Consider the following 19,154-nt stretch of genomic DNA (forward strand, 5'->3'; position numbering starts at 1 on the left):
ATACATTACGGTGATCACCTAATTTAATAGGTTAAGGAAATTGACATTTAAAGAAAGAATCACAATAACCATTTTAAAATAAGTAAGGTATTTTATAATTAATTAGTTCATTTTTAGAATAACAATACGTAATTGCTTCTAAACACCCCCTCTTTTATCACTCCATTTTTTAAAATGGCTTCAATCTCATAAATTACATTAACATACCATAATCGTCTCTTAATCAACATCAACCCTCAAGTCTGACAATGTGTGTTCATATTCTTTATTTATTTTCTAAGAAACTTTATTTCTCGAAGAACTAATCGTTTCATGAATCCAGTTATCTACTTCGCTTTCTACAAAGGCTACTGCACGAAGACCAATTTTTACTGGTTGAGGAAAACATCCCTTGCTGATAAGCCTATATATCCACGCTTTACCAAACCCAGTTTTCTTCATGACTTCTGGTAAACGGATGAGACGAGCTTGATTTTCCATATGTATGTCCTCTGTTGTGTCTACAGGGCTACAGTACAAATGAATTTCGAATTGATGAAGCGAGATTACGAACACCAGAGCCATCCTTGGCTCGAAACTATGAGTCTCTGGAGATTCATATCACTCAGAGTCTGAGAGTTTCATAACATCCGAAACCCTCATTTCTTTAATATGCTGATTTTTATTGATAAAAAAGTTAAATTGCCTTAAAAAATCAATTTCTACAGTTTTCATTGCGAAAGGCCTATCAGCATCTCTTATATGATATCCTTGGCGAATCGCCTTATCATCATCTTCATCCGTGTATAGCAATCGAGATAGTCTGTCGTCTGACAGAAGTACTTTTTTTCTTTCTGACCATGCGAGCAAATCAAGCATAGGGATAATTCGATAGCTAATTAATTTTTTTATTGCTCCATAACCAAATCTAACTGCATCAAGTGGTGCAGGTTTAACGCCTTTTACTTTTCGCCATTGTGGTAATGATACTCGCAGGGCCTCAGCTATCTCATCATCGCTTCCACTCGCAAGATCGATTTCTAACATAATCGTAGTAGGAAACTGTTCAGGAATTTTTTCGGAAATATATTCATTTTCAATAGTGGAATCAATTTTATATTGTTCTGTATTTGCTCTAATGAATAAAGCCTTTCTCATACAAGCAAAACTGATATTTGCTATTCGATCAACCGTAGTAATAAAAAAGTATGGGGGTTGATATAATTTGTTTTCGGCATCCATATAATTTAATTGCTTCTCTTTGATAAGAAAAGGATCACCATCCAATATCTGCATATAATTTTTCAATACCGTTTTCTGCATTCCTTCTTCTATTACTGGTTTGAAGAAATAGGTTCTCGCCCATATTTCATGGTAAAGCATATTAATAGAAATGTTTTCAAACTCTCGATATTTGTCCAAATCAAACCACGTTTTCACTGCTTTGGTGTCTTCTGATGTCCAACTACTCATTTTTACCCAAGATTTCATTAATGCCACTCCGTTGTAAAAAGTTTTACTTCGTAATAGCACATAAATCGCAAATAAAAAAATGACGTCTCAATTGGTTATTGAATACGCCATTTTACTTATAAAAATCAGTTAGTTATTAAAGTCAAAAGGTGCAATTCTTCTCTTAGTTGTTTCATCAAGATAATCAGCCCACCACTGCAACATAAGCCTTCTCTCATCGAGGTGTTCTGCTTTATGAATGTAGGCAGCACGAACGGAGTTTCGCTCTTGGTGGCTCATCTGCCGTTCAACAGCATCCCTTGACCATTTTCCCGATTCGATTAAGGCACTACAAGCCATCGCTCTAAAACCATGCCCACATACCTCAACGGTTGTGTCATAACCCATCGACCTTAGTGCCTTGTTGACTGTGTTTTCGCTCATAGGTTTTCTGAAATCATGATCGCCAATGAATACAAGGTCGCATTCACCGCTGATTTCTCTAATGGCTTTTAGAAGTTCTAAAGCCTGACGACTTAACGGCACGAGGTGTGGGGTCTTCATTTTTGAGCCTCGATGAGAATGTTTGACCCCTGGCAATGGCTCGCGTTCTCCAGGGATAGTCCACATCGCATTTTCAAAGTCGATCTCCGACCATCTTGCGAATCGGAGTTCACTGGAACGGATAAAAATGAGCAATGTCAGCTTCACAGCTAATTTAGTAAGTTTCCTACCTTTAAAGCTTTCAATGCGCTCTAAAAGCTCTGAGAACCTATCAAATGGTAAGGCTGGTCTGTGGGTTCGTTTCGCAACTGTAATTGCCCCAGACATATCTTGTGCTGGATTGTAGTCAATTAAGCCATTCTGGACGGCATATCGCATGATTGCTGTGGTTCGTTGTTGCAGACGAGCCGCTACTTCTAGTCGTCCAGAAGCTTCAACAGCCTTGATAGGGGCAATAAGATCTCTGGTATTAAGCTCGGATATTTTTCTTTTACCAATAGCAGTAAAGAGACCATCTTCCATGCTTTTTAGAACTCTTTCGCTGTGAGAATCTGACCATTTCCTTTTACAGGCAGTATGCCAGTCCCTTGCAACAGCTTCGAATGTCAGGGCTTCGCTGTGCTCAATCTTATCTGCTTTTTTCTTTTCAGAAGGATCGATACCATCAGATACCAACTTTTTGGCTTCATCTCGCTTCCTGCGGGCTTCACCAAGAGAGACCATTGGATAAACACCCAACGCTAAAACTTTCTGTTTGCCATCGAAACGGTATTGGAGTCGCCAGTACTTCGAGCCGTTAGGATTGATCAGCAGGTGCATACCCTGCCCATCGGTGAGTTTGAAGGGTTTGTCGGAGGGCTTGGTAGTCCTAACTTTGATATCGGTGAGAGCCATCAGTTGATACCTCCAGTGTTGGTACCAAAATCAATCGAACCGGGAATACCATCAGTTATACCATCATCAGTTGGTATATGTTCAAGGAATTGAGTAGACGTGGACAGACTAAGAAAAGTCAGAAACCTGCTTAACTTACTGTTTTTATGGACTAAAGTAGACGTTAGTAGACTTGAAAAAAGCTTTGTATGGTGCCGAAGGCCGGACTCGAACCGGCACGTATTTCTACGGTTGATTTTGAATCAACTGCGTCTACCGATTTCGCCACTTCGGCACTGAAGGGGATGCGGAAACGTGTTGGATTATACCTGCCGTAGAGGGCTATGCAAGTCACGATCCTGTCATAACCTGCTAAGTGATGAAAAAAACAGCGTAATGACAAACTGTTGCACCTGTCTCATCAACTAACAGCCTCAACAAATGAATCAAAGCCGCCGTTAACAGCGAAACACTTTCACTCTAACCCCCCTTCAAAAACAACCCCCTCTCCGCTTCGCGCCGCCTGGTCAAACCCGCCAGCACTTTCCCACCCGCTTTATTCCAGCGCGGGAACTGGTCGGCGGCCTGCGCGTACTGCCCTTGATTTAACAGCTTCAGCAATGTCGAGGTCTGCAAATTCCCGGCCCCAAGATTAAAAGTGAAAGAGACCAGCGCGTCGAACTGGTTCTGGTTGAGATCGACCGTCACCAGCTTATGCACGCCGCGTTCGGTCATCTGTAAATCAGCGCGCAACAGCGCCTCGGCCTCCGCCTCAGTGATGGGGCGCGGAAAACTCTCGTTCGGCAAAATCAAATGGCCGTAGCCAATGGTCCACTTACCGACGGCATCTTTATATTTTTCAAGCCGTAGCCCTTCAAAAGATTTGATCAACGCCAGACCGGCCTCGCCGATATGTTGTGGAAGATTTGCCATGATCGTCGCTCCCGTTTATGGAACCTGATAGCCGTTTAGCCTCTTCATTTGAGGATGGTTCGGACACATCGTGTTGCAAAGTCGCCGCGCCGAAATAGCGATATGGAAAATCCTAAAGTCGCGCATCTGCGGGCGATGTATTGGCTAAACGGGCGGTATGCGCAGCGGCAGTCTGCCGGGGAACCGTCTGATGCCCTACACTTCATGCGTCTCCCTCAAAACAAAGGAATCCGTGATGAGCATCATCAAAAACTACGTCGCGCCGCAGGCCGGTGCCGCGCTCGAACTTCAGGAATACGATGCTGGCCCGCTGGCAGCAGAAGATGTGGAAGTGCAGGTGGATTATTGCGGGATCTGCCATTCGGATTTGTCGATGATCGACAACCAATGGGGCATGTCACAGTACCCACTGGTGGCCGGGCATGAAGTGATTGGCCGCGTGGTGGAACTGGGCAGCGCGGCACAAAACAAAGGCCTGAAAGTGGGCCAGCGCGTGGGGATCGGCTGGACGGCGCGCAGCTGCGGGCACTGCGATGCCTGTATCGACGGCAACCATGTCAACTGCCTGGAAGGCACCGTCGCCACCATCCTTAATCGCGGCGGTTTTGCCGATAAACTCCGCGCCGACTGGCAGTGGGTTATTCCCTTGCCGGACAGCATTGATATTGAAACCGCCGGGCCGCTCTTATGCGGTGGCATCACGGTGTTTAAACCGTTGTTGATGCATCATGTCACCGCCACCAGCCGCGTAGGCGTGATCGGTATCGGCGGGCTGGGGCATATTGCCATTAAATTGCTCCATGCGATGGGCTGCGAAGTGACGGCGTTCAGCTCCAACCCGGCGAAAGAAGCAGAAGTCCGGCTGATGGGCGCGGATTATGTGATTAACAGCCGCGATCCGGAAGCCCTGAAAGCGCGCGCAGGACAGTACGATCTCATTATCAACACGGTTAACGTCGATTTGGACTGGCAGCCCTACTTTGAAGCGCTGGCGCACGGGGGGCATTTTCACACCGTCGGCGCAGTGCTGAAGCCGCTGGAAGTACCAGCCTTTACGCTGATTGGCGGCGATCGCAGTATCTCCGGTTCGGCGACCGGTACGCCGTATGAGCTGCGTAAGTTGATGAAGTTTGCCGGACGGGCAAAAGTGGCACCGACCACCGAGATGTTCCCGATGTCGCAAATCAACGAGGCGTTGCAGCATGTGCGTGATGGTAAGGCTCGCTATCGCGTAGTGTTGAAAGCGGATTTTTAACGCGTAGCAGGATAGTTTATAGGCCAGGTGAGACGCAGCGCCACCCGGCATATATGTCACTGTTGAGGTATTGTTCCGTTCACCAGGCGTTCGATAGTGTCTGAAACTTCACATACGATGAACGGGATAAGGGGAGCTACCGCGCTCCCCTTATCAATCCCCGCGGCCCCGCAGGGAAATCGGTGCTTCGCACTGCGCTCACCTCCCGCGTGCCTGCCTGCGGTCGGCTCGACTCGACATCCTGTCTCGGTTCGCCTCTGGCCGCCTTCCCTGGCGTCCAGACCTTGTCATTCACTCTTCGGTTCGCCGATTTCGGCGGGGGACTCAACACCCCCCCGCTTCAAATTTTGCGCCGAAATAGAGTCCCACATTGCGATAAATATAGGCCGGTTGGCGACTGCGAATTGCTGCCTTATCCAGGAAAAAAGATTTATCGGCTAATAGCAGCAAACACTTCAGCAATCGCTACAGCACCGGGATCGGTCACGCCGTCCAGGTTCTCGCTGTTCACGTACGATGAACGCCCGGCTCCCGCTTTTTGCATGGTGGCGGTGCTCTCCGCCCCTTTCTTCGCGGCGTCTACGGCGGCAGCCAGACCGTTATCGCGCAGCGCTTCTAATGCCGGTTGCAGTGCGTCGATCAGCGTACGATCGCCGAGATCCGCCCCACCGTAATGCTTCATCTGCTTCAACCCCAGCAACAACGCTTCCGGCAGCGCGGTGGCGTTATGCACCGCCTGGCCTGCGGCGGTAAAGAATATCGACATCAACACACCACTTGAGCCACCCATCACCGTTGCCAGCCGCTCGCCGACCAGTTGCAGCAACTGCGCGGTGTTGTTCAGCGGCAGCGCATTGTTCTCCAGCAGGCGTTTGATCTCGCGCGCGCCTTCGGCAAAGGTCGAGCCGGTGTCGCCATCGCCCACTTTTGCATCCAGCGCGTTGAGGCGGTTTTCGAGATCGATAAGTCGCTGCACCGCCGTGCCGACCAGCACGTTGACCTGCGGATTATCAGACGGTTCAATCTCCAGCCCATCGTAAACCGCGTTGTGCGGCTGGGTTTTCATCGGCGCGAAAGGCACCGGTTTTTGCCAGCCAACGGTCTGCACATCGGCACAAATCGCTTGCTCGAACGCCTCGTTCAGGCGCAGCAGCGACAGCGAAAAGCCTTTCATATCCAGCGAACTGACCAGCGGCGCGGGGCCAATCAGGTAAGCAAGCTGATCTTTCAGCGCTGAATGCGCCAGCTCTTTGGTCAGCAGCGCCATTTCCAGTGCGGACACGCCGCCCAGGTTGTTGATCAGCACCGCAACGCGATCGTTGCCTACTGCTGCTTTTAGCGGTTCGACCAGCGTGTCGATCAGCGCCTTGCTGTTGTGGGTATCGACAGTTGTCGCACCCGGTTCGCCGTGGATCCCCAACCCTAATTCGACATGACCTTGCTGGATGCGCCCTTCCTCGCTGTCGCTGCCCGGCAGGTTGCAGGTCTCCATCGCCAGGCCAAGGCTGTAGACGTTATCGCAGGCTTTTTGGGCGACATCGCGCACTTCGCTGAGTGATTTACCTTGCTCAGCGGCATGGCCAGCAATCTTGTGCACCAGCGCCGTGCCAGCAATGCCGCGCGGCTGTTTGTTGTCCGGCAGAGCGATGTCATCAGCGACGATCACCATCTCCACTTTCAGGCCGTAGCGTTTGGCTTTCTCCGCCGCCAGGCCGAAGTTCAGCCGGTCACCGGTGTAGTTTTTCACAATCAGCAGGCAGCCGCGATCGCCGGTCACCGCCACAATCGCGTTCAGCACGGCATCGACGCTCGGCGAGGCAAACACATCGCCGCACACCGCGGCAGTCAGCATCCCTTTGCCGACAAACCCGGCGTGCGCCGGTTCGTGACCGGAACCACCGCCGGAAATCACCGCCACGCGGCTTTTATCCCAGTCGGCGCGGGCAACAATGCGAATAGCGGGATCAATATCAAGACGAACAAGGTTGCCGTGCGGTGCCGAGATGACTAAGCCTTCAATGGCGTCATTGACCAGCTGTTTGCGGTCATTGAAAAAGAATCTGGACATAATATTCCGAATATATGTTGTGAATCGTTCCTCAAGCATAGTTCGCAAGGGGCGCAGCGGGGCAAAGAACAGAATTTACTGAGTGGTTCCAGGGCGGGATCGGCGAGGAAGCGCAACGCATCCCGGCAAAAAAAGAGAGGCCGCAGCCTCTCTTGTACTCATTAACTCTTACGCGTCATTAGCCAAAGGCTAATTAAGAAGAACGACGCGCTCGGCAACAGCGCCCCCACCACCGGTGGGATGCCGTAAACCAGCGTCAGCGGGCCGAAAATCTGATCCAGCACGTAGAAGACGAAACCGAAGCTGATGCCGGTGACAACACGTACGCCCATCGCCACGCTACGCAGCGGGCCAAAGATAAACGACAGCGCCATCAGCATCATCACCGCCACGGACAGCGGCTGGAAGATTTTGCTCCACATATTGAGCTGATAACGCCCGGAATCCTGGCCGCTCGACTTCAGGTACTTCACATAGTTGTGCAGGCCGCTAATGGAAAGCGCCTCCGGATCCAGCGCGACTACGCCCAGTTTGTCCGGGGTGAGGTTGGTCTTCCAGGTGCCGCTCACGGTCTGCGCACCGGTAACCTGCTTCGGATCCGTCAGGTTGGACTCATCCACCTGCGACAGCCGCCAGATCTTGTGTTCTGCATCGAACTTCGCCGAGGCGGCATAGCGCACCGACTGCAAACGACGCTCTTTATTAAACGAATAGATGCTGACGCCGCCCAGTTCGTCATCGCCTTTTACGCGTTCGATATAGACAAAATTATTGCCGTCTTTCGCCCACAGCCCGGATTGCGTCGAGAGCAGCGAGCCGCCATACATCGACTGCGCACGCTGGTTACGCGCCATCTGCTCGCCCTGCGGCGCAACCCATTCGCCAATCGCCATGGTCAGCAGCACCAGCGGGATCGCGGTTTTCATCACCGACAGCGCCACCTGCATACGGGTGTAACCCGATGCCTGCATCACGACGAGTTCACTGCGCTGCGCCAGCATCCCCAGGCCCAGCAGCGCGCCAAGCAGCGCGGCCATCGGGAAGAAGATTTGGATATCTTTCGGCACGCTAAGCAGGGTGTACATGCCCGCGCCGAGCGCGTCGTAACTCCCCTGCCCGGCTTTTTTCAACTGATCGACAAATTTGATAATGCCGGAGAGCGACACCAGCATGAACAGGGTCATCATGATGGTGGTAAAAATGGTTTTACCGATATAGCGGTCGAGTACGCCAAAAGCCTGCATTATACCGCTCCTCTACGCATAAAACGGGCGCGAACCCGGCGCATCGACACCGTATCCCACATGTTCAGCACCACGGCCAGTGCCAGGTAGATAAAGTTAACCACCCACATCCACACCAGCGGATCCAGTTTCCCTTTCATACCGTTTGAGCGAAGCGTGGTCTGCAACAGGAAGAACACAAGATACAGCAGCATTGCGGGCAGCATTGACAGCACGCGCCCCTGGCGCGGGTTCACCACGCTTAGCGGCACCACCATCAGCGCCATCATAAACACGGTAAAGATAAGCGTTAAACGCCAGTGCAATTCCGCGCTGGCGCGGTCGTTGTCGGTATTAAACAGCGTGCGCATGTCCATCTGCTCGGTATCCGAGGGATCCAGCGCCACCGCCTGGTGACCGATAATCGCCTGATAATCCTGGAAATCCGTAATGCGGAAATCGCGCAGCATCGCAGTACCTTCAAAGCGCGTTCCGCTATTGAGCGTCACCACCTGAGAACCGTCTTTATGCTGAGAAAGGTGGCCGGAATCCGCCAGCACCACGGAGGGGCGCGCGTTACCTTTCGGGCGGATTTGTGCGAGGAAAACATTGGTGAAATTACTGCCTTCAACGCCTTCAATAAACAGCACCGAATTGCCGTCAGTCGCCTGCTGGAACTGCCCCTGGGCGAGCGCGGCAAGGCCAGGGTTTGCTTTGGCGTCTGCCAGCACCTGATCCTGATGGCGCGAGGACCACGGCCCGGCCCACATCACGTTAACCGCCGCAACGATGCCGGTGAACAGCGCAAGGATAAGCGCGGCTTTCACCAGCACCGCCCGGCTCAGACCGCAGGCGTGCATCACCGTGATTTCGCTTTCGGTGTAGAGTTTGCCCAGCGTCATAAGCAAGCCGAGGAACAGGCTCAACGGCAGGATAAGCTGCGCCATTTCCGGCACGCCAAGGCCTAACAGTGAGAGAACGAGGTTTGTGGGGATTTCGCCATCGGCGGCTGCGCCCAAAATCCTGACCAATTTCTGACAAAAGAAAATCAGAAGCAGGATGAATAGGATCGCAAGCTGGCTTTTAAGCGTCTCCCGAACCAGATATCTTGTGATTATCACTTTAAATACGCCCGTAAAAACCAGTCTTTTTCCTGGAAAATCGCTTGTTTCATGGCTTAAACGTCATTTATTCTCTTGAGTCGTCGAAATGATCGCTAAGATTAATATACTCAGCGGATACGTGCGTGAGACCCGATTCTGACGTGCCGAAACCGAAGTAACATTAAGATTAACACGAAGTCACCGCAACAGCGGACCCGAGTTACGAAAGCTTGCAATTCTATCCGTAGCCGCCGCCGTTGTCTTTAAGATTCAGGAGCGTAGTGCATGGAGTTCAGTGTAAAAAGCGGTAGCCCGGAAAAACAGCGGAGTGCCTGCATCGTTGTCGGTGTCTTTGAACCGCGCCGGCTCTCTCCGATTGCCGAGCAGCTCGATAAGATCAGCGACGGTTACATCAGCGCACTGCTGCGTCGTGGCGAACTGGAAGGTAAGCCGGGGCAAACCCTGCTGCTGCACCATGTGCCGAATGTGCTTTCCGAACGTATTTTGCTGATTGGCTGCGGAAAAGAGCGTGAATTGGATGAGCGTCAGTATAAGCAAGTTATCCAGAAAACGATAAACACGCTGAATGATACAGGCTCAATGGAAGCGGTCTGTTTTCTGACCGAATTGCACGTTAAAGGCCGTAACACCTACTGGAAAGTGCGCCAGGCGGTCGAAACCGCAAAAGAGACGCTCTACAGTTTCGATCAACTGAAAACCACCAAAAGCGAGCCGCGTCGCCCGCTGCGCAAAATGGTGTTCAACGTGCCAACCCGCCGCGAATTGACCAGCGGCGAGCGCGCTATCCAGCACGGTCTGGCGATTTCGGCGGGCATTAAGGCCGCAAAAGATCTCGGCAATATGCCGCCGAATATCTGTAACGCGGCTTATCTTGCTTCTCAGGCGCGTCAACTGGCCGATACTTACAGTAAAAACGTGACCACCCGCGTGATTGGCGAGCAGCAGATGCGCGAGCTGGGCATGTGCTCTTACCTCGCCGTCGGCCAGGGTTCGCAGAATGAATCCCTGATGTCGGTGATGGAATACAAAGGCAACCCGTCTGAAGAAGCGCGCCCGATTGTGCTGGTCGGCAAAGGTCTGACCTTCGACTCCGGCGGTATCTCCATCAAGCCTGCCGAAGGCATGGACGAAATGAAGTACGACATGTGCGGTGCGGCGGCGGTTTACGGCGTGATGCGCATGGTGGCCGAACTGCAACTGCCGATTAACGTGATTGGCGTACTGGCAGGCTGTGAAAACATGCCCGGCGGGCGCGCATACCGCCCGGGCGATGTGCTGACCACCATGTCAGGCCAGACCGTAGAAGTGCTGAATACCGACGCCGAAGGCCGTCTGGTATTGTGCGATGTGCTGACTTACGTTGAGCGCTTCGAGCCGGAAGCGGTGATCGATGTGGCCACATTAACCGGCGCATGCGTTGTCGCGCTGGGTCATCACATTACCGGTCTGCTGTCGAACCACAACCCGCTGGCGCATGAGCTGATTGGCGCGTCCGAGCAGGCGGGCGATCGCGCGTGGCGTCTGCCAATGAGCGATGAGTATCAGGAGCAACTGGAATCCAATTTTGCGGATATGGCGAACATTGGCGGGCGTCCTGGCGGTGCGATTACCGCGGGCTGCTTCCTGGCGCGCTTTACCCGCAAGTACAATTGGGCGCACCTCGATATCGCCGGTACCGCGTGGCGTTCCGGCAAAGCCAAAGGTGCAACCGGTCGTCCGGTGGCGATGTTGTCCCAGTTCCTGCTCAATCGCGCCGGGTTTAACGGCGAAGAGTAAAAGTGCCCGTTTGTAGGCCCGGTAAGCGTAGAGCCACCGGGCTTTGCATTTAAATCCTCAACCAAAAGCCCCATATATGAAAAATGCGACGTTCTATCTTCTGGACAATGACAACGCCACCGATGGCTTAAGCGCCGTCGAGCAACTGGTGTGTGAAATTGCCGCAGAACGTTGGCGTAATGGCAAACGCGTGCTGATTGCCTGTGTCGATGAGCAACAGGCGATTCGCCTGGATGAAGCCCTGTGGGCGCGCCCGGCAGAAAGCTTTGTGCCGCACAACCTGGCAGGTGAAGGCCCACGCGGTGGCGCACCGGTTGAAATTGCCTGGCCGCAGAAGCGCAACAGCAGCCCGCGCGATATTTTAATCAGCCTGCGCACGGAATTTGCAGATTTTGCCACCGCTTTCACAGAAGTGATAGACTTCGTCCCTTACGAAGATTCCCTGAAACAACTGGCTCGCGAGCGCTATAAAGCCTACCGCGTGGCCGGTTTCAACCTGAACACGGCAACCTGGAAATAATGGAAAAGACATACAACCCCAAAGATATCGAACAGCCGCTGTACGAGCAGTGGGAAAAGCAGGGCTATTTCAAACCGAACGGTGATGAAAGCCAGGAAAGCTTCTGCATCATGATCCCGCCGCCGAACGTCACCGGCAGTTTGCATATGGGCCACGCCTTCCAGCAGACCATCATGGACACCATGATCCGCTACCAGCGCATGCAGGGGAAAAACACCCTCTGGCAGGCCGGTACTGACCACGCGGGTATCGCCACCCAAATGGTGGTTGAACGTAAAATTGCCGCTGAAGAGGGGAAAACCCGCCACGACTACGGTCGCGATGCATTCATCGACAAAATCTGGCAGTGGAAAGCGGAATCTGGCGGCACCATTACCCGCCAGATGCGTCGTCTTGGCAACTCTGTGGACTGGGAGCGCGAGCGCTTCACCATGGATGAAGGTCTTTCCAACGCCGTGAAAGAAGTGTTCGTCCGCCTGTATAAAGAAGACCTGATTTACCGTGGCAAACGCCTGGTGAACTGGGATCCGAAACTGCGTACTGCGATTTCCGATCTGGAAGTGGAAAACCGCGAGTCCAAAGGCTCGATGTGGCATATCCGCTATCCGCTGGCCGACGGCGCGAAAACCGCTGACGGCAAAGATTACCTGGTTGTCGCCACTACCCGCCCGGAAACGCTGCTGGGCGATACCGGCGTGGCCGTGAACCCGGAAGATCCGCGCTATAAAGACCTGATTGGCAAATTCGTGGTGCTGCCGCTGGTTAACCGCCGTATTCCGATTGTGGGCGATGAACACGCCGATATGGAAAAAGGCACCGGCTGCGTGAAAATCACCCCGGCGCACGATTTCAACGACTACGACGTCGGCCGTCGCCATAAGCTGCCAATGATCAACATCCTGACCTTTGACGGTGATATCCGTGAAAGCGCGCAGGTGTATGACACCAACGGCAACGAATCTGACGTTTACCCGGCGGATATCCCGGCCGAGTTCCAGAAACTGGAGCGTTTTGCCGCGCGTAAAGCGATGGTTGCCGCCGTTGACGCCCTTGGCCTGCTGGAAGAGATTAAACCGCACGACCTGACCGTGCCGTACGGCGATCGTGGCGGCGTGGTTATCGAACCGATGCTCACCGATCAATGGTACGTTCGCGCAGACGTGCTGGCGAAACCGGCGGTTGAAGCGGTGGAAAACGGTGATATCCAGTTCGTGCCGAAACAGTACGAAAACATGTATTTCTCCTGGATGCGCGACATTCAGGACTGGTGTATCTCCCGCCAGTTATGGTGGGGCCACCGCATTCCGGCCTGGTACGACAACGACGGCAATGTCTATGTCGGTCGCAACGAAGAGGAAGTGCGTCAGGAAAACAACCTGTCTGCTGATGTCGCCCTGCGCCAGGACGACGACGTGCTGGATACCTGGTTCTCCTCCGCGCTGTGGACCTTCTCTACCCTCGGCTGGCCGGAAAACACCGACGCGCTGCGTCAGTTCCACCCGACCAGCGTGATGGTGAGCGGCTTCGACATTATCTTCTTCTGGATTGCGCGCATGATCATGATGACCATGCACTTCATCAAAGATGAAAACGGCAAACCGCAGGTGCCGTTTAAGACGGTCTACATGACCGGTCTGATCCGTGATGACGAAGGCCAGAAGATGTCGAAATCCAAAGGCAACGTGATTGACCCGCTGGATATGGTCGACGGTATCTCTCTGGCGGATCTACTGGAAAAACGTACCGGCAACATGATGCAGCCGCAGCTGGCGGAGAAAATCCGCAAGCGCACCGAGAAGCAGTTCCCGGACGGCATCGAGCCGCACGGCACCGACGCTCTGCGTTTCACCCTCGCAGCGCTGGCCTCGACCGGTCGCGATATCAACTGGGATATGAAGCGCCTGGAAGGTTACCGTAACTTCTGTAACAAGCTGTGGAACGCCAGCCGCTTTGTGCTGATGAACACCGAAGATCAGGACTGCGGCTTCAACGGCGGCGAAATGGTGCTGTCACTCGCGGATCGCTGGATCCTGGCGGAATTCAACCAGACCATCAAAGCCTACCGTGACGCGCTGGATAGCTTCCGCTTCGATATTGCAGCGGGCATTCTGTATGAGTTCACCTGGAACCAGTTCTGCGACTGGTATCTGGAGCTGACCAAGCCGGTGATGAACGGCGGCTCTGAGGCGGAACTGCGCGGCACGCGCAATACGCTGGTAACGGTGCTGGAAGGCCTGCTGCGTCTGGCGCATCCGATCATTCCGTTTATCACCGAAACCATCTGGCAGCGCGTGAAAGTGCTGAAAGGCATCAACGCCGATACCATCATGTTGCAGCCGTTCCCGCAGTACGATGCGGCGCAGGTTGACGAGCAAGCGGTAGCGGATACCGAATGGCTGAAACAGGCGATCGTTGCGGTGCGTAATATCCGCGCCGAAATGAACATCGCGCCGGGCAAACCGCTGGAGCTGCTGCTGCGTAACGCCAGTGCCGAAGCGCAGCGTCGCGTGAATGACAACCTGAGCTTCCTGCAAACCCTGGCGCGTCTGGAGAGCATCACCGTGCTGCCCGCCGACGACAAAGGCCCGGTTTCGGTGACCAAGATCGTTGATGGTGCAGAGCTGCTGATCCCGATGGCCGGTCTTATCGACAAAGACGCTGAACTGGCGCGTCTGGCGAAAGAAGTGGCGAAAGTCGAGCAGGAAATTGGCCGCATCGAAAGCAAGCTGGGCAACGAAGGCTTTGTCGCCCGCGCACCGGAAGCGGTAATTGCCAAAGAGCGTGAGAAGCTGGACGGCTACGCGCAAACCAAAGCGAAGCTGATTGAGCAGCAGGCGGTTATCGCCGCGCTGTAATCGAAACGCGTAAAAAAAGCCGGGTTATCAATGCCCGGCTTTTTTATTGCACTCAATAAATTAAAACGCCGCTGGATAAAACGATAATCCGCGAGCCAGCAGGTTCGCCGGATCTTTCGCCGGTTGTACACCGTGGTTTTCCAGCGTCAGCGCATCCAGAAAGCCATGCACATGGGTGTTTTCCAGCAAGTAGCGCGTCATACGCACTTTCGCCCACGGCCACGCCAGAAACAGCGTCACAACGCAAGCCAGCATATTGCCAAGAGAAATCCACAACATACGTCCTACAGTCACGGTCGAGGAGAAACGAATGTCGCCTTCCAGCACCAGTTGGCTATAGAGGTAAGTGCGCAGTTTTACGAAAGCGAAAATAAAACACACCACGGCGCCGAGAATATAAACCAGATAACTCAGCATTAATTTGCCGTAGAAAGGTCCCATCAGCATCGCTAACTGCTGCGGGTCGCCATCTACCGCGTAGGCATATTGCGGCATCATAAAGAAGGCCGGAACAACCAGATACAACGACAGCGCGATAAACGGCACATACAGCAGCATTGCCAGCACCACAATGGTGATGCACTTTTTCAGGGAAAATGTGCCGGAGAATTTCAGTTTGCCGTACTGCAAATTATTCACCAGCATGCCAAACCACTGCGCAGTAAAGACGCCCTGCATAATGGCAACGCCCAGCAGTAATACCAGCGAGCCAATCCCCATGATCGTGAAAATAGCGCCGAATGAGGTGCTACTCATTGCTGAAGAGGTAAAGAGAGAGAACACCACCACCGAGGCGATAATAATCAGAATCGGGCAGCCCATCATCACCCACCATGCGCGCAGCGGGCTGGCGTAGAAGTTAAAGCGCGCACCGTTGATTTCCGTCATCAGCATTTGATAGCGCAGGCCCTGGGTAATCAGCCACGGGAAAAAGAGGACAAATAAGGCCATCATGCACAGTTGCAGGCCTACGTTTTGATGCGCCACGTTAATAAAGAAAATCACATATAACGCGAGCAGACAGAGCCAACCGACAAAAATCGAACGGCCGGTGGCGTGATAAGAAAAACGCGCGCCGTCGAGTTCAGTATGCGCGTAGAAATAACGACGCGCGCGGATTAACGCCCAGGGCAAATATAACCCCAGCGTTATCAGGGTAAGCAGAATATTGACCAGCCATACCATGAAATAGCCTTTCCCGCTGCCCTGAAAGAGAAAATGGCGCACGGGAGCCGTCACGGAACCATGAGTTTCGGAAGTCATAACAATCCTTATCGTAAAAAGAGACGCTAAATGGAGTAAACCACAACAATATTGCTTAAGAATTATCTCCACGGTGGAGTCTAATTAGCTTATGGTCAAAAAAATAGCGCCCAATATTCCTGGTCTTGCCAGAACGGTTCTGGAGTGGTATTAACCGGGATCACCTTAAAAGTAATAAACAGAGTGCAGAAATGAATGTGACCGCTCCGGTAGAGGTAAAATTGCGCCGCATTACGCAAGCCGATAATGCAGCAATCGCCTCTGTGATCCGCCAGGTATCTGCGGAATATGGCCTTACCGCCGATAAAGGCTACACCGTGGCCGACCCGGAACTGGACGAGCTTTATCAGCTTTACAGCCGCGAGGGTTGTGCTTACTGGGTTGTCGAACAAAACGGTGAAGTCGTGGGCGGCGGCGGTGTGGCACCGCTCAAATGCAGCGACGCGGATATTTGCGAATTACAAAAGATGTACTTCCTGCCCACTGCGCGCGGCCAGGGTCTGGCAAAGAAACTGGCGTTGATGGCGCTCGAACACGCCAAAAATAACGGTTTTACCCGCTGTTACCTCGAAACCACCGCGTTTTTAACCGACGCCATTGGCCTGTATGAGCACCTTGGCTTTGAGCATATCGACGGGCCGCTGGGCTGCACCGGCCATGTAGATTGCGAAGTGCGCATGTTAAAAGCGCTGTAACACTGTTCCCCCTTTTACACCTTGCTTTGCGGCAGCGTGCGCTGCCGCAACGTTCACTCAGTGACGGACACCGTCATCTTCTTCGTCAACGTAATCTTCGTCATCATCACCGTCTTCGCCATCTTCGCCGTTCGGATCTTCGTAGTAGGTTCCCCACCCGTCGTATTCAACGTCGAATTTCTCGGCCAAATTGAGCAACTGCTCAACCTGCGCGTCAATCAGGTCCGCATTCAGCGCGCTTTCGCTAAGAATGTCACAGCAGATAACAATTTCGCCTTCATCCAGCTCCAGCTCTTCCGGCTCGGTCACTTCGTAACCCAGTTTGAAGGCCTCTATAGCTGCTTTTTCCAGCGTTTCTAAATCATCTGCCGACAGGTGATGTTCAATGGTGTACAGCGCATCAGGATCGCTGCCGTCTTCCAGCAACTCTTCAATAATCAAACGCGTTTCTTCGCGCTGCTCTTCCAGGTGTTCAGGGTTTGCCATAAGTCGTTCCTCATCAATGTGGCAGATACTCTTATTGTCACACACCGTCGCCAATGCCTCCACTCTTCGCCGAAAAGATTTATATCGCGGGGTTGCAAATGCATATTCATCCATATAGATTGAATTTTAATTCAATAAGTGGCGCTCGCCATGTGAGGAAAATATGTCTGCGTTTTATCAGAAACATTTTTTGAAACTGCTCGATTTTACGCCCGCTGAAATCCACTCTCTGCTGCAACTCGCCTCGCAACTGAAGACCGACAAGAAAAAAGGCCAGGAAGTCCAGAAACTTACCGGCAAAAACATCGCGCTCATCTTCGAAAAAGACTCAACCCGTACACGATGCTCTTTCGAAGTTGCCGCATTCGATCAAGGCGCTCGCGTCACTTACCTCGGCCCAAGCGGCAGCCAAATCGGCCATAAAGAATCGATCAAAGATACCGCCCGCGTTTTAGGCCGCATGTATGACGGTATTCAGTATCGCGGTTACGGCCAGGAGATTGTCGAAACGCTGGCGCAATACGCGGGCGTACCGGTATGGAACGGCTTAACCAACGAGTTTCACCCCACCCAGTTGCTGGCGGATCTGCTGACCATGCGCGAACACTTGCCGGGCACCGCGTTTAATCAGATGACGCTCGTTTACGCCGGAGATGCGCGCAACAACATGGGTAACTCGATGCTGGAAGCCGCTGCGCTGGTGGGGCTTGATTTGCGCCTTGTCGCGCCAAAAGCCTGCTGGCCGGAATCAAGCCTGGTGGCGGAATGCCGGGCGCTGGCGGTGAAAAACGGCGGCAATATTCTGCTGACGGACGATATCGCAACAGGCGTGAAAGACGCCGATTTCATCTACACCGATGTCTGGCTGTCAATGGGCGAAGCCAAAGAGAAGTGGGCGGAGCGTATCGAACTGCTGCGGCCTTATCAGGTCAACAGCAAAATGCTGTCGCTGACCGGCAACCCGCAGGTGAAATTCCTCCACTGCCTGCCAGCGTTTCATGACGACCAAACGACGCTGGGTAAAAAGATGGCGCAAGAGTTTGGTCTGCACGGCGGCATGGAAGTGACAGATGAAGTGTTCGAATCCCCGGCAAGCGTGGTGTTCGATCAGGCGGAAAACCGTATGCACACCATCAAAGCGGTGATGGTGGCAACGCTCAGCCAATAATCATTTCCCCTCTCCACCAGGGAGAGGGGTAAAAAATCAGGCCACTAACAGTTTGACTACCACTTTGCGCACCTGTGCCGGGGCATTCACCGCGCACAGCGGTTTATGCACTTCACCCGGATAGAACACCACAAAATCCCCTTCGCTCAGCACCACGGTTTTTTCCTGCTCGCCCTGCGGTAAAAACGCGATGTCTTTATCGGCCAGCCAGTCGGTATCCGGCACGCCCGCAGGCTGGGTGCTGAAGGCCATTCCTTCTTTACCTTTCAGGACAATCTGGATATCAAGATAACGCGCGTGATACTCGGCGCGGCGCTCGGCAAACGGCTGCGTCATATCTTCCGACACCAGATAAAACAGGCGGCTGCCGTCAATGTCGTGCTTGCCGGTCGGCGTAGCGTCGGTCACGTGCTGCTTAATATGTTCAATTGCCTGGCGCAGCTCTGTCGGCAGCCAGGATTGCAGGTTATGAATATTGCCAACGATCATGATTTAAACCCTCAATATAAAACGTCGTTTCATTTCTAACGGTTATACGAGAATTCACACTGCCATACCACCACTTTTTGCGGGAGATTTGCGTCAACGCATGTTTATCGCAGAGTTGTTATTTGCCTGTTAAGGCATAAGCGGAAGTTATGCAGTAATTATGCATAAAACAGGAATTTGCCGAGCAGCTAAATGCGTTGACCTGTTGTTTTAAAAGCATTTAATTAAAAACCCTTTACTACATCACGTTTTATCGCTCCGTTTATTGGCGTAATTATTCGCGTGTTATTTCTCTTTTCCCGGTACCGCTAAACGGATTTATTCATTTTTCTGCATAATTATTCGAATGGCAAGAGTAAATAGCATAAAATCAAGCAGTTAAATACTCAGTGAAATCTATAAGACACTACAAATTGATAACACTCATGAATAAGTTCAGCCATTAATGCGTAGGCATTCATTTATCAGAAATAGCTAATTACTCCTTTTCT

The 19,154-nt window shown here is 52.5% G+C and carries 17 protein-coding genes and 1 tRNA gene; 6 read left to right on the forward strand and 12 right to left on the reverse strand.

Features of this window, described 5'->3' with window-relative positions:
- Window positions 1-276 precede the first annotated feature (276 nt).
- The 5 genes from Q5705_10785 to Q5705_10805 form a co-directional block, all read right to left on the reverse strand.
- Entirely contained in the window at window positions 277-480 is a 204-nt protein-coding gene (locus Q5705_10785; GenBank protein WLI75096.1) for an AlpA family transcriptional regulator, read from the reverse strand.
- Between the two features lie 120 nt (window positions 481-600).
- On the reverse strand, window positions 601-1,470 hold the full coding sequence (locus Q5705_10790) for a DUF6387 family protein (protein WLI75097.1): 870 nt from the start codon (window positions 1,468-1,470) through the stop codon (window positions 601-603).
- A 111-nt stretch (window positions 1,471-1,581) separates the two neighbouring features.
- Window positions 1,582-2,829 carry a tyrosine-type recombinase/integrase gene (locus Q5705_10795; protein ID WLI75098.1) on the reverse strand — a complete coding sequence of 416 codons (1,248 nt, stop codon included), beginning with the start codon at window positions 2,827-2,829 and terminating at the stop codon, window positions 1,582-1,584.
- A 189-nt stretch (window positions 2,830-3,018) separates the two neighbouring features.
- A tRNA-Leu gene (locus tag Q5705_10800) sits at window positions 3,019-3,103 on the reverse strand.
- Window positions 3,104-3,288: 185 nt separating this feature from the next.
- Window positions 3,289-3,741 carry a lysozyme gene (locus Q5705_10805; protein WLI75099.1) on the reverse strand — a complete coding sequence of 151 codons (453 nt, stop codon included), beginning with the start codon at window positions 3,739-3,741 and terminating at the stop codon, window positions 3,289-3,291.
- Between the two features lie 235 nt (window positions 3,742-3,976).
- On the opposite strand from Q5705_10805, the gene Q5705_10810 reads away from it, so the two are divergent.
- On the forward strand, window positions 3,977-4,996 hold the full coding sequence (locus Q5705_10810) for an NAD(P)-dependent alcohol dehydrogenase (GenBank protein ID WLI75100.1): 1,020 nt from the start codon (window positions 3,977-3,979) through the stop codon (window positions 4,994-4,996).
- A 430-nt stretch (window positions 4,997-5,426) separates the two neighbouring features.
- On the opposite strand, the gene Q5705_10815 is transcribed toward Q5705_10810, so the two are convergent.
- The 4 genes from Q5705_10815 to Q5705_10830 all read right to left on the reverse strand — a co-directional run bounded on the left by Q5705_10815 (window position 5,427) and on the right by Q5705_10830 (window position 9,522).
- Window positions 5,427-7,064: a dihydroxyacetone kinase subunit DhaK gene (locus Q5705_10815; GenBank protein WLI75101.1), complete on the reverse strand. Its 1,638-nt coding sequence runs from the start codon at window positions 7,062-7,064 to the stop codon at window positions 5,427-5,429.
- A gap of 161 nt (window positions 7,065-7,225) precedes the next feature.
- On the reverse strand, window positions 7,226-8,308 hold the full coding sequence (gene lptG, locus Q5705_10820; GenBank protein ID WLI75102.1) for an LPS export ABC transporter permease LptG: 1,083 nt from the start codon (window positions 8,306-8,308) through the stop codon (window positions 7,226-7,228).
- Window positions 8,308-9,408, reverse strand: coding sequence for an LPS export ABC transporter permease LptF (lptF, locus tag Q5705_10825; protein WLI75103.1), 1,101 nt, complete (start codon window positions 9,406-9,408; stop codon window positions 8,308-8,310). Before lptF ends, lptG begins: the two co-directional genes overlap by 1 nt.
- 63 nt (window positions 9,409-9,471) lie before the next feature.
- The gene (locus Q5705_10830) at window positions 9,472-9,522 is read right to left on the reverse strand and encodes a hypothetical protein (GenBank protein ID WLI79012.1); all 51 of its coding nucleotides are present in this window, start codon (window positions 9,520-9,522) and stop codon (window positions 9,472-9,474) included.
- Between the two features lie 153 nt (window positions 9,523-9,675).
- Here Q5705_10830 and pepA point away from each other — a divergent pair, with 153 nt between their 5' ends.
- From pepA to Q5705_10845, 3 genes are all read left to right on the forward strand, one after another.
- Window positions 9,676-11,187: a leucyl aminopeptidase gene (gene pepA, locus Q5705_10835; protein WLI75104.1), complete on the forward strand. Its 1,512-nt coding sequence runs from the start codon at window positions 9,676-9,678 to the stop codon at window positions 11,185-11,187.
- A gap of 76 nt (window positions 11,188-11,263) precedes the next feature.
- A complete protein-coding gene (holC, locus tag Q5705_10840; GenBank protein ID WLI75105.1) occupies window positions 11,264-11,707 on the forward strand; it encodes a DNA polymerase III subunit chi in 444 nt (147 codons plus the stop codon).
- Window positions 11,707-14,562 carry a valine--tRNA ligase gene (locus Q5705_10845; GenBank protein WLI75106.1) on the forward strand — a complete coding sequence of 952 codons (2,856 nt, stop codon included), beginning with the start codon at window positions 11,707-11,709 and terminating at the stop codon, window positions 14,560-14,562. Before holC ends, Q5705_10845 begins: the two co-directional genes overlap by 1 nt.
- A gap of 60 nt (window positions 14,563-14,622) precedes the next feature.
- Here Q5705_10845 and Q5705_10850 read toward each other — a convergent pair whose 3' ends face one another.
- Complete coding sequence (locus tag Q5705_10850; GenBank protein ID WLI75107.1) at window positions 14,623-15,825, reverse strand: DUF898 family protein; 1,203 nt, start codon at window positions 15,823-15,825, stop codon at window positions 14,623-14,625.
- A gap of 191 nt (window positions 15,826-16,016) precedes the next feature.
- Here Q5705_10850 and Q5705_10855 point away from each other — a divergent pair, with 191 nt between their 5' ends.
- On the forward strand, window positions 16,017-16,520 hold the full coding sequence (locus Q5705_10855) for a GNAT family N-acetyltransferase (GenBank protein WLI75108.1): 504 nt from the start codon (window positions 16,017-16,019) through the stop codon (window positions 16,518-16,520).
- A 57-nt stretch (window positions 16,521-16,577) separates the two neighbouring features.
- Here Q5705_10855 and rraB read toward each other — a convergent pair whose 3' ends face one another.
- Entirely contained in the window at window positions 16,578-17,006 is a 429-nt protein-coding gene (gene rraB / locus Q5705_10860) for a ribonuclease E inhibitor RraB (protein WLI75109.1), read from the reverse strand.
- Window positions 17,007-17,169: 163 nt separating this feature from the next.
- On the opposite strand from rraB, the gene argF reads away from it, so the two are divergent.
- Window positions 17,170-18,174 carry an ornithine carbamoyltransferase gene (gene argF / locus Q5705_10865; GenBank protein ID WLI75110.1) on the forward strand — a complete coding sequence of 335 codons (1,005 nt, stop codon included), beginning with the start codon at window positions 17,170-17,172 and terminating at the stop codon, window positions 18,172-18,174.
- A 36-nt stretch (window positions 18,175-18,210) separates the two neighbouring features.
- Here argF and Q5705_10870 read toward each other — a convergent pair whose 3' ends face one another.
- The gene (locus tag Q5705_10870; protein WLI75111.1) at window positions 18,211-18,663 is read right to left on the reverse strand and encodes a YhcH/YjgK/YiaL family protein; all 453 of its coding nucleotides are present in this window, start codon (window positions 18,661-18,663) and stop codon (window positions 18,211-18,213) included.
- Window positions 18,664-19,154 lie beyond the last annotated feature (491 nt).

The sequence above is a fragment of the Kosakonia sp. H02 genome, assembly GCA_030704225.1.
In the GTDB taxonomy this organism is placed as follows: Bacteria; Pseudomonadota; Gammaproteobacteria; order Enterobacterales; family Enterobacteriaceae; genus Kosakonia.

Coding starts and splice junctions, on each gene's coding strand:
- Q5705_10795 (WLI75098.1), bottom strand. CDS start 2,829: ATGGCTCTCACCGATATCAAAGTTAGGACTACCAAGCCCTCCGACAAA.
- Q5705_10810 (WLI75100.1), top strand. CDS start 3,977: ATGAGCATCATCAAAAACTACGTCGCGCCGCAGGCCGGTGCCGCGCTC.
- Q5705_10845 (WLI75106.1), top strand. CDS start 11,707: ATGGAAAAGACATACAACCCCAAAGATATCGAACAGCCGCTGTACGAG.
- pepA (WLI75104.1), top strand. CDS start 9,676: ATGGAGTTCAGTGTAAAAAGCGGTAGCCCGGAAAAACAGCGGAGTGCC.
- Q5705_10855 (WLI75108.1), top strand. CDS start 16,017: ATGAATGTGACCGCTCCGGTAGAGGTAAAATTGCGCCGCATTACGCAA.
- Q5705_10850 (WLI75107.1), bottom strand. CDS start 15,825: ATGACTTCCGAAACTCATGGTTCCGTGACGGCTCCCGTGCGCCATTTT.
- lptG (WLI75102.1), bottom strand. CDS start 8,308: ATGCAGGCTTTTGGCGTACTCGACCGCTATATCGGTAAAACCATTTTT.
- Q5705_10870 (WLI75111.1), bottom strand. CDS start 18,663: ATGATCGTTGGCAATATTCATAACCTGCAATCCTGGCTGCCGACAGAG.
- rraB (WLI75109.1), bottom strand. CDS start 17,006: ATGGCAAACCCTGAACACCTGGAAGAGCAGCGCGAAGAAACGCGTTTG.
- holC (WLI75105.1), top strand. CDS start 11,264: ATGAAAAATGCGACGTTCTATCTTCTGGACAATGACAACGCCACCGAT.
- Q5705_10805 (WLI75099.1), bottom strand. CDS start 3,741: ATGGCAAATCTTCCACAACATATCGGCGAGGCCGGTCTGGCGTTGATC.
- Q5705_10785 (WLI75096.1), bottom strand. CDS start 480: ATGGAAAATCAAGCTCGTCTCATCCGTTTACCAGAAGTCATGAAGAAA.
- Q5705_10815 (WLI75101.1), bottom strand. CDS start 7,064: ATGTCCAGATTCTTTTTCAATGACCGCAAACAGCTGGTCAATGACGCC.
- argF (WLI75110.1), top strand. CDS start 17,170: ATGTCTGCGTTTTATCAGAAACATTTTTTGAAACTGCTCGATTTTACG.
- Q5705_10790 (WLI75097.1), bottom strand. CDS start 1,470: ATGAAATCTTGGGTAAAAATGAGTAGTTGGACATCAGAAGACACCAAA.